General features: G+C 72.8%; 12 protein-coding genes. 6 read left to right on the top strand and 6 right to left on the bottom strand.

Features of this window, described 5'->3' with window-relative positions; genetic code table 11:
* Positions 1 to 2: 2 nt before the first annotated feature.
* Positions 3 to 1,715 (bottom strand): MOSC domain-containing protein, encoded by a 1,713-nt coding sequence (locus ACFY3L_RS17100; RefSeq protein WP_389324074.1) that lies wholly within the window; start codon positions 1,713 to 1,715, stop codon positions 3 to 5.
* 76 nt (positions 1,716 to 1,791) lie between these two features.
* Entirely contained in the window at positions 1,792 to 2,574 is a 783-nt protein-coding gene (locus ACFY3L_RS17105) for a DUF4142 domain-containing protein (RefSeq protein WP_389324077.1), read from the bottom strand.
* Between the two features lie 264 nt (positions 2,575 to 2,838).
* On the opposite strand from ACFY3L_RS17105, the gene ACFY3L_RS17110 reads away from it, so the two are divergent.
* The gene (locus ACFY3L_RS17110) at positions 2,839 to 5,622 is read left to right on the top strand and encodes a ricin-type beta-trefoil lectin domain protein (protein WP_389324080.1); all 2,784 of its coding nucleotides are present in this window, start codon (positions 2,839 to 2,841) and stop codon (positions 5,620 to 5,622) included.
* A gap of 131 nt (positions 5,623 to 5,753) precedes the next feature.
* A complete protein-coding gene (locus tag ACFY3L_RS17115) occupies positions 5,754 to 6,188 on the top strand; it encodes a PLD nuclease N-terminal domain-containing protein (RefSeq protein ID WP_389324083.1) in 435 nt (144 codons plus the stop codon).
* Between the two features lie 2 nt (positions 6,189 to 6,190).
* Here the strand turns inward: ACFY3L_RS17115 and ACFY3L_RS17120 are convergent, their stop codons facing one another.
* On the bottom strand, positions 6,191 to 7,078 hold the full coding sequence (locus ACFY3L_RS17120) for a polyphosphate kinase 2 family protein (protein WP_389324086.1): 888 nt from the start codon (positions 7,076 to 7,078) through the stop codon (positions 6,191 to 6,193).
* Between the two features lie 41 nt (positions 7,079 to 7,119).
* Here ACFY3L_RS17120 and ACFY3L_RS17125 point away from each other — a divergent pair, with 41 nt between their 5' ends.
* Positions 7,120 to 7,338, top strand: a complete 219-nt coding sequence (locus tag ACFY3L_RS17125; protein WP_389324089.1) for a hypothetical protein — start codon at positions 7,120 to 7,122, stop codon at positions 7,336 to 7,338.
* 69 nt (positions 7,339 to 7,407) lie between these two features.
* The gene (locus ACFY3L_RS17130; RefSeq protein WP_389324092.1) at positions 7,408 to 8,241 is read left to right on the top strand and encodes an OmpA family protein; all 834 of its coding nucleotides are present in this window, start codon (positions 7,408 to 7,410) and stop codon (positions 8,239 to 8,241) included.
* A 15-nt stretch (positions 8,242 to 8,256) separates the two neighbouring features.
* On the opposite strand, the gene ACFY3L_RS17135 is transcribed toward ACFY3L_RS17130, so the two are convergent.
* Complete coding sequence (locus ACFY3L_RS17135) at positions 8,257 to 8,379, bottom strand: hypothetical protein (protein WP_389324095.1); 123 nt, start codon at positions 8,377 to 8,379, stop codon at positions 8,257 to 8,259.
* A 261-nt stretch (positions 8,380 to 8,640) separates the two neighbouring features.
* Here ACFY3L_RS17135 and ACFY3L_RS17140 point away from each other — a divergent pair, with 261 nt between their 5' ends.
* Both ACFY3L_RS17140 and ACFY3L_RS17145 read left to right on the top strand, forming a co-directional pair.
* Positions 8,641 to 9,555 (top strand): GH25 family lysozyme, encoded by a 915-nt coding sequence (locus tag ACFY3L_RS17140; protein WP_389324098.1) that lies wholly within the window; start codon positions 8,641 to 8,643, stop codon positions 9,553 to 9,555.
* A 71-nt stretch (positions 9,556 to 9,626) separates the two neighbouring features.
* Positions 9,627 to 10,997, top strand: coding sequence for an FAD-dependent oxidoreductase (locus tag ACFY3L_RS17145; RefSeq protein WP_389324101.1), 1,371 nt, complete (start codon positions 9,627 to 9,629; stop codon positions 10,995 to 10,997).
* A gap of 118 nt (positions 10,998 to 11,115) precedes the next feature.
* Here ACFY3L_RS17145 and ACFY3L_RS17150 read toward each other — a convergent pair whose 3' ends face one another.
* Positions 11,116 to 11,670, bottom strand: coding sequence for a hypothetical protein (locus tag ACFY3L_RS17150; protein WP_389324104.1), 555 nt, complete (start codon positions 11,668 to 11,670; stop codon positions 11,116 to 11,118).
* Positions 11,671 to 11,755: 85 nt separating this feature from the next.
* A complete protein-coding gene (locus ACFY3L_RS17155) occupies positions 11,756 to 13,087 on the bottom strand; it encodes a condensation domain-containing protein (RefSeq protein WP_389324107.1) in 1,332 nt (443 codons plus the stop codon).
* Positions 13,088 to 13,116: the final 29 nt, after the last annotated feature.

Here is a 13,116-nt window from a genome sequence, read left to right on the forward strand (position 1 = left end):
TGCTACAGGTCGAGGACGAGGTCGGTCCGGGGGCGGGCGCAGCAGATGAGGACCGTGCCGCCAGCGGGTGGGTCCAGGGGCTCGGGGTCCGAGGCGACGTCGCCGGACAGCAGGCCGGTCTCGCAGGTGTGGCAGACGCCGGTCCGGCAGGACCAGCGGACCGGGACGCGGCAGGTCTCGGCGAGGGCGAGGAGGGTGCCGTCGCTGTCGGTCCAGCCCGCGGTGACGCCGCTGCGCGCGAACGTGACGGCTGGACCCGGGCCCGGGCGCGACCGGGGCGGACCGGCCGCGGATGTGCGTACACCGGGCGTGACGGCGGCAAGAGCGGTGAACTGCTCGCGGTGGATGTCCGCGACGCCGGCGGCGGTCAAGGCGGTCGTGACGTCGTCCATGAACCCGGCCGGCCCGCAGACGTAGGCGACCGCCGACGGTGGCAGGTCCAGGCCGCGCAGTACGGTCGCGTCGAGGCGGCCCTCCCGTGCCCCGCCGAGCAGGTCCTGCGGGCGGGGGTGGCTGTAGCAGATCACCTCGCGCGCCGACGGCAGCGTGCCGAGCAGCGCGTGGACCTCGGCTGCGAACGCGTGGGCAGCGCCGTCCCTGCTGCCGTGCAGCCACCAGACGGGGCGGTCGTCGCGGCGGCCGGCGAGGTCGTGGAGCATGGCGAGGAGCGGGGTGGCGCCGATCCCCGCGGAGACGAGCAGCACCGGGCGGTCCGACCGGTCGAGGGTGAACGTGCCGCGGGGTGCGGCGGTGTCGAAGGTGGCACCGGCCCGCGCGTGGTCGCGGAGGTAGCGGCCGCCGGCGCCGGTGGGCTCGAGTTTCACGCTGACGCGGTACGAGGGTCCGGCCGGCTCCCCGGACAGCGAGTAGCTGCGCACCAGGCCGGGCGCCAGGCGCAGGGTGAGGAACTGGCCGGCTTCCGCGGCGGGCAGCGGGCTCCCGTCGGGCGCTTCCAGCCGCAGCGACAGGACGTCGGCGGTCTCGTGCTCGACGCCGGCGATCCGCAGCGGGCGGAACCCCGGCCAGGCCGGCGGGGGCGCGACCCTGGCGAGGCCCGGGTTGCCTTCGCCTCCGGGCTGGTCGAGCATGGCGCGCAGGGAGGCCTTCCAGCCAGGGCTGAGCGCCTCGACCTGCAGCGCCCGGGCGGCGGTGGCGCGGTCGTGGCCGGGCAGGTAGAGCAGCGCGTCGGCCGCCGTGACGGTGATGCTCTCCGGGCCGTCGGCGACCTTCACGATGTCGTCGCCGGCGCGGACCTCGCCCTCGGCGATGACCCGCAGGTAGAAGCCCGGCCGGTGATGGGCGACGAGCAGGGCAGGCAGGCGGGGCTCGCCGAGGCGCAGCCCGACCCGGTAGCAGGTGACCCGCGGCTGGGTCACCTCGACGACGGCGCCCCCGACGCGGAACCTGTCCCCCACGCACACCTCGTCGTCGGGCAGCCCGTCGACGGTGAAGTTCTCACCGAAGCTGCCGGGCGTCAGGTCGTCGCGCCGGAGGACGTCGCTCCAGTACCGGTAGGAGGCGAGCTGGTAGACCAGGACGGCCCGCTGCTCGCCGCCGTGGCCGGCGAGGTCGCCCTGGCCGTCGCCGTCGAGGTTGTGCCGGCGCAGCATGACGGGCCCGTCGACCGGCGCCTTCCAGACGCCGGTGTGCACGGTCCTGCCCTGCCACTCGACGTCCTTGGGCAGGCCGACGTTCACGGACACCAGCGTCGCCACGGGACCGACGCTAGCCTTCCGGTCGCCCGGCGACACCTCCCAAGGGGGTGATGCTCAGCCCCGGCCGCGCGGGCCCTCAGCTCGCCGACGTGGGCAGCACCGGCCCGACGACGGGCACAGCCGGCCCAGCGGGCACGGTGGGCACCGCAGGCACTGCGGGCACGGCAGGCACCGCAGGCACCGCAGGCACTGTGGGTGTCACCGGCACCGCGGGCACGGAGGGCGTCACCGGCACGGCCGGCACTGTCGGCGTCACCGGCACGGCCGGTACAGCCGGAACCGACGGCACAACGGGAACCGTCGGCGCCGGGGTCGCGGACGTCGCGGCACAGTCCAGGTCGGTGAGGGCGTCGGCGATCGCCTTCCGGTGGTCGCGCAGGGTCGGGAGCATCGTGACGGCGAGCGAGCGCAGCTCCGGGTTGTTGCCGGTCTGGGCCTCCCGCTCGAAGACACCGACCGCCGCGACGTGGTCGAAGTACTCCACCATCGCGTACGTGCAGTCCAGCGCCGCCCCGGTCATCGACGAGAGCGCGGCGAGCACGGCCCGCTGCTCCACGTCGGGGGCATCGGGCACGCTCAGGCCCAGGCCGACCGCGAGGGTCCGCAGCGAGTTGCCGATGCCGGTGTGGTCGACGATCATCCGGCTGCCGAGCGCCCGGATCGCCGGGTCCTGAGCGTTGAGGCTGGCGTGCCGGCCGGCCGCGATCTCGAACGCGCCGCCGCGCCCCGCCGCCGTGGCGAACGCGCGGTCCTGCTCGGAGACGACCGGCGGGGCCGCGAACGCGGAGGAGGTGGCGCCGGCGCCGGCGAGCGCGGTGCCGACGGCCAGGGACAGGACGGCGCGAAGACGGAACCGCATGGCGCGACCTCCGGATCTTGAGGGGTTGTCACTGCCTGGGGTTTCCAGCGCTCCCTGGCCGCTAACGCGGGCGTCGGGTGCAAAACGGTCGCCTTCTGCATGCGGTCCGCAAACTTTTGCTGAGAACGTCGAAAGGTATAGACATGTCGATGGGAACTGCCTAATCTTCCGGCGAGGTGGTCCAGTCGTCGGCGTCGATAGGCCCGCCTGCTTCGGCGTCCCCGACCGCCATCGGGGACGCTTCCGACCCCCTCAGGAGGAAGCATGGTGCGCAGGTTCCTCACCGCCGCCACTGTCGCCGCAACCGTTGCCGCCATCGGAGTCTGGGCCGCGCCCGCCAGCGCGATCCCCGCGCAGGAGCCCGGGGTGACCCTGCGCGTCTACGACGTACAGACCCCGCTCAGCGCGCTCTGTACCCTCAAGACCGGCCAGACCCCCAACGTCGACAAGCTGATGCCGACGATCAACTGGACCACCCCGGCCGACTTCGGCTACGACAACCTCTTCGTCTCGCAGGTCATCGCCAACGTCAACATCGCCACCGCCGGCAGCTACACGTTCCGGCTCACCAGCGACGACGGCTCACGCCTGGCGATCGACGGCGCGACCGTCATCGACCACGACGGCCTGCACGGCGCGACGCCGCCGAAGGAGGGCACCGTCACCCTCACCACCGGCTACCACGCGCTGCGCATCGACCACTTCGAGCGCGACGGCGGGCAGCAGATCACGCTCGAGTGGAAGACGCCCGGCTCGTCGGCGTTCGTGCTCGTGCCCAACTCGGTGCTCAGCACCGACGCCGGCGTCGTGCGGGTGACCGCGCCGGGCCGCAAGGAGTGCGAGGGCGCCGGTGACTCCCCCGGCGACGGCCTGCCGCTGACCTCGGTGCACCCCGGGTTCACGCTGACGAACCTGCGCCCGAGCGGCTTCGAGCCGAAGGTCACCGGCATGGACTGGCTGCCCGACGGGCGCCTCGTCATCTGCACCTGGGGCGGCAACGACCAGTCCGGCACGTCGCAGGCCGGCGAGGTCTGGATCCTCGGCAACACCGGCGGCACGACCGGCCCCGGCAGCGTCACCAGGAAGAAGATCGCCGGCAACCTGAAGGAGCCGATGGGGCTCAAGATCGTCGACGGGATCGTGTACGTCAGCGAGAAGGGCAAGCTCACCGCGCTCGTCGACACCACCGGCGACGAGGTCGCCGACCAGTACAACACCGTCGCCACCTGGCCGTTCAGCGGCGCGTTCCACGAGTTCGCGTTCGGCCTGCTGTACCGCGACGGCTACTTCTACCTGAGCCTGTCGGTGCCGATCGACTACGGCGGCGCGAGCACCGTCCCGCAGCCCGTGGCCAACCGCGGCACGTCCATCAAGGTGAACAAGGCGACCGGTGCCGTGGAGTACGTCGCCGGCGGGCTGCGCACCCCGCACGGCATCGGCTGGGGCCCGGAGAACGGCCTGTTCGTCACCGACAACCAGGGCGGCTGGCTGCCCGCGTCGAAGCTGGTGCAGATCAAGCCCGGCCGCTTCTTCAACCACTACAACACCCCGGCCGGCCCGTTCGACTACAACGCCGTCACGCCGCCGGTGCTGTACATGCCGCAGAACGAGATCGCGAACTCGCCGAGCACCCCGATCGTCATGCCCACCGGCGTGTACGCGGGCCAGCTGCTCATCGGTGACGTCACGTACGGCGGCCTGCAGCGCGCGTTCCTGGAGAAGGTCAACGGCGAGTACCAGGGCGCGCTCTTCCGCATGACCCAGGGCCTGGAGGCCGGCATCTCCGAGGTGAACATCGGCCCCGACGGCGCGATCTACCTCGGCGGGCTCGGCGCCGGCGGCAACTGGGGGCAGGCCGGCAAGCTCCTCTTCGGCCTGCAGAAGCTGACCCCGAACGGCACCACCACCTTCGACATGCTCGCGATGCGGGCCACCGCCGCCGGGTTCGAGATCGAGTACACCCAGCCGCTGTCCGCCGCGACCGCGACGGATCTCGTCTCGAAGTACAAGTTCAAGCAGTGGCGGTACGAGCCGACGTCCGCCTACGGCGGGCCGAAGGTCGACGAGGAGAACCTGACCGTCACCGCCGCGACCCTGTCCGCGGACGGCAAGAAGGTCTCGCTGACCGTGTCCGGGCGTAAGCCGGGCCGGGTCGTGTACATGCGGTCCCCGCGGCCGTTCAGCTCGAGCAGCGGGCTGTCGCTGTGGAGCACCGAGGCGTGGTACACGCTGAACTCGATCCCGGGCGGCGCCACCGTCGCGAACCTGGCGCTGAACGCACCCGCGACCGCGGACAGCTCCTGCATCGCGGCGGAGAGCCCGGCGAAGGCGTTCAACGGCACCGTCTCCGGCGGCACCAGCGACAAGTGGTGCTCCAACAGCGCGAACAAGTGGCTGCAGGTCGATCTGGGCGCCGCGAAGACGGTCGGCCAGATCGTCGTCCGGCACGCCGGCGCGGGCCGGGAAAACGTGGCGAACACCAGCAACTTCAACCTGCTGACCAGCACGGACGGCACCACGTGGACGACCCGCGCGACCGTCACCGGCAACACGGCGAACATCACGACGCACAACCTCTCGGGGGTGACCGCCAGGTACGTCCGGTTCACCACCACGGACGCCTACGCCCGCGTGTACGAGCTGGAGGTGTACCAGCAGTCCGGGCCGGTGTCCGGGCCGATCACCGGCATCGCCGGCAAGTGCCTCGACGTCGACAACGCCGGCACCGCCGACGGCACGAAGATCCAGCTGTGGACCTGCAACGGCACCAACGCGCAGCGCTGGAGCCGGGTCGGCAGCACGTACCAGGCGCTCGGCAAGTGCCTGGACGTCGACAACGCGGGCACGGCGAACGGCACCAAGGTGCAGCTGTGGACGTGCAACGGCACCGGCTCGCAGGTGTGGCAGCCACAGGCGAACGGATCGCTGCTGAACCCGCAGTCCGGCAAGGTCCTCGATGCCCTCGGCGGCGCCTCCGCCGACGGCACCCAGATCCACATCTGGGAGTACGCGAACGTGGCCAGCCAGCGGTGGGTGGTCCCGGCCTGACGGATCAACGGGGGCCGTGGTCGATGCCACGGCCCCCGTTCACCCTCCGAGGGCGATGAATGCTCCCCCTGACCGGCTCACGCTGAAGGGACCGGGACTCACCCGGGTGAGAGCCTTTTCGGAGGTAGGCAATGGACGTCTCGTTCGGCGAAGTCGTGCTGTCGACCCTGTGGTTCATGCTCGTGTTCGCCTGGATCTGGCTGATGGTCAGCATCATCACGGACCTCTTCCGGGATCCGTCCGTGTCCGGCTGGGGCAAGGCGGCCTGGACGGTGTTCCTGATCGTGCTGCCGTGGATCGGCGCACTGACCTACCTCATCGCCCGGGGCCGGTCGATGAACGAGCGGTCCGTGCAGCGCGCGCAGCAGCAAGAGGCCCAGTTCCGGCAGTACGTGCGCGAGGCCGCCCAGGAGACGCCCGCGGCACCACGGTTCGCCTCCAGCGCCGATGAGTTCGCGAAGCTCGCCGACCTGCGGCAGCGCGGCGTGCTGACCGACAGCGAGTACTCGCGGGCCAAAGCGTCGCTGCTCAGCTCCAACGGCACCGCCACACGCCAGCCGGTCTGATCTCATCCCGTTTCCAGCGCGCCGCGGACTTCCAGGAGTTCGCGGCGCGCCTGCGCGTCCAGGACCGGGTACTGCGGGTCGATCTTGTCCAGCGCGTCGACGATGACCGCCGCGGCGGCGATGCGGGAGAACCACTTGCGGTCGGCCGGGATCACGTGCCACGGCGCGTGCCCGGTGCTGGTGTGCGTCAGCATGTCGGCGTAGGCCTGCTGGTACCGGCGCCAGTACCCGCGCTCGTGGAGGTCGGCGGCGGAGAACTTCCAGTTCTTCTCGGGGCGGTCGATGCGGGCGAGGAGCCGCTTGCGCTGCTCCTCCTTCGACACGTTGAGGAACAGCTTCACGATCCGGAAGCCGTTGTCGGTGAGGTGCCGCTCGAAGTTGTTGATGGCCTGGAAGCGGCGCCGCCACACCGAGCCGTTGCGGGCCTGCGGTGGCAGCCGCTGCCGGTCGAGCAGCTCGGGGTGGACCCGCACCACGAGGACCTCCTCGTAGTGCGACCGGTTGAAGATGGCGATCTCGCCACGCGCCGGGAGGCGGGTGGCGTACCGCCACAGGAAGTCGTGGTCGAGCTCCTCCGCGGACGGCACCTTGAAGCTGTGCACCCGCACGCCCTGCGGGTTGACGCCGCTCATCACATGCCGGATCGTGCCGTCCTTGCCGGCCGCGTCGAGCGCCTGCAGCACCACGAGCAGCCCGGTGGTGTGCTGCGCGGCGAGCCGCGCCTGGAGGTCGGCGAGCATGGCCACGCCGCGCTGCAGCAGTTCGGTGCCGGCCGCCTTGTCGATGAGGTCGCCGGTGTACCCGGGGTCGAAGTCCCTCGGCAGGCGCACCTTCGTGCCGGGGCGGACCCGCAGCGGGGCGATGAGTTCGGCGATGCGGTCGTGCGGCACGGGGCTCACCTCTCGTCAGAGCGCCGCTCGTACCCCGATGCGTGGCCCACCAACCGCCGGGCGGCGCCGATCGCCCGCGGGCGTCACCCAGGGTCGGGCGGATTGAGTCCTCTCTGTGCAACGCCAACGCCGGCGGCGGGCTGCTGTTCTGCGGCAACTCGGGCCTCGGGTACATCTTCGGCGAGCACGGCCCGCCCCGCACCACGGTCGACGCGGGCGGCGGCATCGCCGACGTCGGCTGCCTCCCGGCACCCGACTGAGCGCCGTGCCGGTGTCGGCTACCCGCCTGTGACGAGCCTCGCCCCGGCCGGGTGCCTACGCTCCGCGACATGAGACCTGCCCGGCGTGACACCGCCGCCACCACCGCCCCGCTCCTGCCGGCCGCGGTCGCTGGCGTCCTGCCGCTCGCCGGCATGCTGCTCACCGGCGTGCTGCTCGCCGGGTGCGACGCCGGCGGTTCGCCGGCCGCGAGCCCCGCCACCGGCACGGCCGCACCCGCGGCCACCGAGGACCCGGCGTCTTCCGCCGCCGAGGACCCGCCCGCGTCGCTGCCGCCGGGCGCCCAGCCGGGCCTCGACGACTACGACGGCGACGGCCAGAAGGACCCGACCTGCGCGACCCAGGACTTCGGCGCCGGGCTCGTCCTGCGCATCCCGTGCCAGATCGGCAACGCGCACGACCCGGAGAACGACACCCGTCTCGTGAAGGACTCCCTGTACCGCCTGCCCGGCCCCGACGTCGACCTCACCGGCGTCTCCGGCTCGATCCTGGAGGCCCGCACCCCCGAGGGTGTCCACGTCTACATCGTCACCTTCAACAGCGACGCCCTCTTCGCCACCGGCAGCGCCGACATCGCCAGCACCGACACCCTCGACAACACCATCAAGGTCATCAACAAGCTGTACCCGGACGGCACGATCCAGGTCCGCGGCCACACCGACGCCACCGGCTCAGCCTCCGGCAACCAGACGCTTTCCCAGCGCCGCGCCGAGACGGTCCGCGCGTACCTCACCTCCCACGGCGTCGCCGCGCGCGACGTCACCTCCGTCGGCCTCGGCAGCACCCAGCCCCTCGTCGAGGAGAAGAACCCCGACGGCTCCGCGAGCACCGCCGGCCGGGCTTTCAACCGCCGCGTCGAGCTCGTCATCCGCCTCCCGAAGTGACAGCGGGGCCGCCGATCAGGACCGCGCGTCGCCCTGGAGTGCCAGCTCCTCGGCCAGCATGGTGAGCAGGCTCTGGGAGAAGGCGCTGTCGGCGTCCGGGGTGACGAGGGTGACGAGGGACAGTCCGGCGGTGACCACCGGCCATGCTGACGCTGCAGCATGGCCCAAACACCCATCTCGACCCGACCGCCCGCCACGAACAGCGAGTCGTGCCCGGTGATCATCGCCCGCTCCGGCCAGTTGTCACCCCGACTCAACAGCACATCGCATTGTGGCGGCGGCGATCCTTTCGGCGCCTGGACGCGTCTGGGCAGGTAGGCGCCCGGCACAGGGTCGTGGCGGGCCAGGCGAGGATCGGCGCGGCGGGCCGGGCGGGCGGCGGCGGGGCACACTGGAGCGGTGACGAAGGCTCCGGGGACGGTGTGGCGTCTGGCTCGTGCGAACGCCGCGGGCCTCGGGCCGGTGCTGCGGCGCCGGTGGCGGGCCGCGGCCGGGTTCATCCGCCGGCACCCGAAGGGGGTGGTGGCCTGGTCGCTGGTGGTGACCGCGCCGGTGTGGGCGGTCGCGTCGGCGCCGCCGATGCCGCTCCTGCCGGTGGACCCGCCCGTGCTGGCGGCGGTCGCGGCGATCCAGGCGGAGCGGCCGGTGGGGTACCCGGTCGGCGGGATCGACATCTCGAGCCACGACCACCGGCAGTTCGGCATCCACTGGCCGACCGAGATCGCGGCCGGCAGCGCGTTCGTGTACATCAAGGCGACCGAGGGCGGCACGTACGTCAACCCGCACTTCGCGGCGGACTACGCGGCGGCACGGCGGGCCGGGCGGTACGTCGGTGCCTACGTGTACGCGCGGCCGGACCGGGGTGACCCCGTCGGGCAGGCCGAGCACTTCCTGCGGCACGCCCGGTTCACCCGCGACGCGCGGACACTGGTGCCGTTCGTCGATCTGGAGTGGCCGTACGCGGGGGTGCGCACCAACGCCTGCTACGGGCTCACGCCGGCGCAGATGCGGGCCTGGATCCGCGCGTTCGTCGACCGTATCGAGCGGGGCGTCGGCCGCAAGCCGATGATCTACACGAACACCAACTGGTGGAACCCGTGCACCGGCAACGACACGTCGTTCGGCGACCATCCCCTGGACATCGCCGGGTACACCGCGAAGCCGCCGAAGCTGCCGGCCGGCTGGACGACGTTCGCGCTGTGGCAGTACCGGCCCGGCGACCCCGACGAGCGGCACAGCCACGACCGTGACGTCGTCAACGGCGAGCCCTCGGCGCTCCGGGCGCTGGCGTGGCCTCCCCCACCAGGGGCCTGACCGCCCCGGGTGGGTGAGCATCGCAACGACGGAGATGCCATCGACCGTGTGTGATTCTTAGGCTGCTGGGCGTGACAGGAGACACGACGGCGGTCGTCATCGGGGCCAGCATCGGCGGGCTGCTCGCCGCACGGGTGCTCCGCGAGCACTTCGCTCGGGTCGTGGTGCTCGACCGCGACACGCTCGGCGCGGCGCCGGCGCACCGCCGGTGCGTGCCGCAGGACCATCAGCTGCACGTGCTGCTGGCCCGCGGGCGCACGGCGCTGGAGGAACTGTTCCCGGGGCTGTCCGCGCAGCTGCGCGACGCCGGGGCGCCGATGGTCGACCTGCACGGGCAGGTCCACTGGTACAACGACGGATACCTCATGCGGCGGGCGCCCTCGGACCTGGTCGCCGCCGGGGTCGGCCGGCCGCTGCTGGAGCACACCATCCGCGAGCGGGTGCTCGCGCTGCCCGGCGTGCGGCTCGTCTCGCGGACCGACGTGACCGGCTTGCTGCTGTCCGCCGACGGCACCGCCGTGACCGGGGTCAGCCTGAGCACCGGCGGGACGATGGCCGCGGACCTCGTCGTCGACGCCTGCGGCCGGGCGTCGCGCGGCCCGCTGTGGCTGTCGGCGGCCGGCTTTCCGGTGCCGGCCGAGGAGCGGGTGCAGGTCGATGTCACGTACGTGACGCGGCGCTACGAGTACCGGCCGGAGCACCTCGACGGGATGTCCGGGGAGCTGACGAACGCGGTGCCCGGCGCGCCGCGGGCCGGTATCGCGGCGATCCAGGAGGACGGCCTCGTCGCCGTCGCGCTCAACGGCATGCTCGGCGAGCGCCCGCCGACCGACGACGCCGGGATGGCCGCGTTCGCCGACAGCCTGGCCGCGCCGCACCTGGCGACGATCATCCGGTGCGCGGTGCCGGCCGGCGATCCGGTGACGATGCGCTATCCGGCCAGCGTCCGCCGCCGGTACGAGCGGCTGCGTCGCTTCCCGGAGGGCTACCTCGTCGTCGCCGACGCGCTGTGCAGCTTCAACCCGATCTACGGCCAGGGCATGACGGTCGCGGCGCTGGAAACGCTCCTGCTGCGGCGCCTGCTCAACGCGTCCGGCGGCCGCACCACCGGGCTCGCGCGGCGGTTCTTCCGGCAGGCCGCCCGCGTCATCGACGGACCGTGGTCGATCGCGGTCGGCACCGACCTGCGCTTCGCCGAGGTGCCGGGGCGGCGCACGCTCAAGATCCGGTTCGTCAACGCGTTCGTGCACCGGCTGCACCGGGCGGCGACCCGCGACGCGGCCCTGGGTGCGGCGTTCCTGCGGGTGCTCAACCTCGTCGAGCCGCCGACGTCGCTGCTCGCCCCCGGCACGGTCCTGCGGGTGGTGTTCGGCGCCCGCGGCACGATCACCCGGCCGCGCACCCCGGCACCGGTCCCGGCGGAGCCCGCCGTCCACACCTGACCGAGCCGCGCCGACGTCGCCGGCTGGGGCTCCGCCTCGAAGGAGCCCCGGTCGGACGCGGGGTCGTGGCGCACGGCGGCAGGCTCCGGCTCGTGCGCCTCCATCGTGGCCGGCAACGCTAGAACAGCAGGCCCGCGGCGATGTCGACGGCGACGTGGGCGGCGACGTCGTCGGCGATGCTGTGCCGCTGCTGGGCGTGCTCCCAGTCGATGACGGCGAACGTCGGGTCGGCCGGGTCGACGCGCACGGGCAGCACGGTGCCGGGCCCGACGATCCGGCGCAGCCGCTGCGGGACGACCTGGCGGACGACGGCGGTCGCGGTGCCGCCGGGGACCGGGACGGCGAGCGTGATGCGGGCGACCGGGTCGTCGTTCTCGGCGTTGGTCACGTTGTGGGCGGCGGTGACGGTGGCCAGGCACGGCGTGCCGGTCCGCAGGACGCGCCGCTGCCGGGCGAGGCGCCGCGCGCCGACGACGAACAGCGGCACGCCGACGGCGAACAGCACGACGGTGACACCGGCGACCGCCGCGGCCGCGATCAGGTCGTCGCTGGTGGGTGCGGCGGGCAGGGTGACGAAGATGAGGGCGGAGACGCCCGCGGTGACGAAGGCGACGAGGGTAAGGATGCAGCCGGTGAGCCGCGCGAGGCCGGCGCCGGAGTTCAGGCTTGACATGCGGATCAGGATGCGGGCGGCGGCCGGGGCCGGTCAGTCGTGGCAGGACCAGGCGCGTTGTGGTGTCCACACCACAACGCCCAGGTCAGAGCCCTACTGCCGCAATGCCGACAGTGCCCGCGACACCGTCCTGGGCCGCGGCTGCGGCATCGCCACCGCCCGCCGGGGCCGCCGCCTCCAGCGCGCTCGATTCCATCTCGTGCAGGATTCTGACGGCGTCGGACGGGGCGATGAAGTGGCTGTCGACGTACACCGTGAGCTCCAGGACCTCGTCGGATCCGTCGACGTTGAGGAAGAAGCCGGACTGCGGGTCGTCGTGCGCGCTGACCCAGGCGAACTCGCCGTGCGGGCCGGCCGGTGGCAGGACGGGCCGCAGCGAGCCGCCGAACCGGCGGTCGTTGAAGTTCACGTCCAGGTCCACCCCGGCGCCCCGCTCGGCGGCGACAGCGGCGATGCGGGCCTCGAGGTCGCGCCGGTCGTAGTACGCGTACTTGTACGCCGTCATCGCCGCGCCACGGGCCCTGCGCACGACGGTCCCGAGGTCGCCGGTCGTGTCGAGGACGCACAGGCCGTTCTGCGACACGGGGCTGACGCTGCCGTCGAGCTCGGCGCGGAAGCGGTTGCTCGACATCAGCCGCAGCGGCAGCACGACCACGCCGGTCACCGCCGCGAACGCCTTCGCGAACACGGCCAGCAGCACGGCGGCCGTGTCGGTGCCGTGCTCCCGCGCCGCGGCCAGCAGCGCTTCCGGCAGCGCCGTCGTGCGGTACACACCCTGGTGGTAGCGGGGGCTGCGCACGTCCCGCGACGGCGGCACGACCGGCACGGGGATCTCCCGCAGCCGCGCCTCCCAGTGCCGCAGCGCGGCCTGGTTGTGCCGGCGCGCCGCGGGGAGCGCCTGCTGCCGCGCCTGTTCGAGCGGCGCGGCGCCCCGGACGGGCAGCGGGGTGCGGGCGGCCGTCTCGGCCATCATCACGACGGCGCCCGCACCGTCGAAGACCAGGTGCGACATGACCAGCACCGCATGGGTGCACCGGCCACCGTCGACAACGGCCGCCATCCGCACCGGCCATCCGTGCTCGTAGTCGAACGGGGTCGTCCGGTACCGCTGGGCGATGGATTCCGCGTCGCCGTCGACGACCTCCAGGTCGATCGTGCCGCATTCGTACACCACTTGTCGCGGCAATCCATCGGCGGTTGGAATGAAGCGGGTGCGCATCGACTGATAGCGCCCCATGAGGTAGGCGAGCTCACCGGCCACGTCCTCGACGGTCGCACCGGGCGGCAACGGCCGCGCCCCGCCCATCGCGAACGACCGCCCGAGCCTGCGCATCTTCAGCCACACGTCGAGCTGCCCCCACGACAGCTCCCCGCTCCCGGATCCCTCCCCGACGAACGGCACCACCATCGCATCCATGGCGGTCACTCTAAGGGAGCCAGCGGCGC

The sequence above is a fragment of the Dactylosporangium sp. NPDC000521 genome (genome assembly GCF_042898305.1).
Taxonomy (GTDB): domain Bacteria; phylum Actinomycetota; class Actinomycetes; order Mycobacteriales; family Micromonosporaceae; genus Dactylosporangium.

Coding starts and splice junctions, on each gene's coding strand:
- ACFY3L_RS17105 (WP_389324077.1), bottom strand. CDS start 2,574: ATGCGGTTCCGTCTTCGCGCCGTCCTGTCCCTGGCCGTCGGCACCGCG.
- ACFY3L_RS17115 (WP_389324083.1), top strand. CDS start 5,754: ATGGACGTCTCGTTCGGCGAAGTCGTGCTGTCGACCCTGTGGTTCATG.
- ACFY3L_RS17155 (WP_389324107.1), bottom strand. CDS start 13,087: ATGGATGCGATGGTGGTGCCGTTCGTCGGGGAGGGATCCGGGAGCGGG.
- ACFY3L_RS17130 (WP_389324092.1), top strand. CDS start 7,408: ATGAGACCTGCCCGGCGTGACACCGCCGCCACCACCGCCCCGCTCCTG.
- ACFY3L_RS17150 (WP_389324104.1), bottom strand. CDS start 11,670: ATGTCAAGCCTGAACTCCGGCGCCGGCCTCGCGCGGCTCACCGGCTGC.
- ACFY3L_RS17110 (WP_389324080.1), top strand. CDS start 2,839: ATGGTGCGCAGGTTCCTCACCGCCGCCACTGTCGCCGCAACCGTTGCC.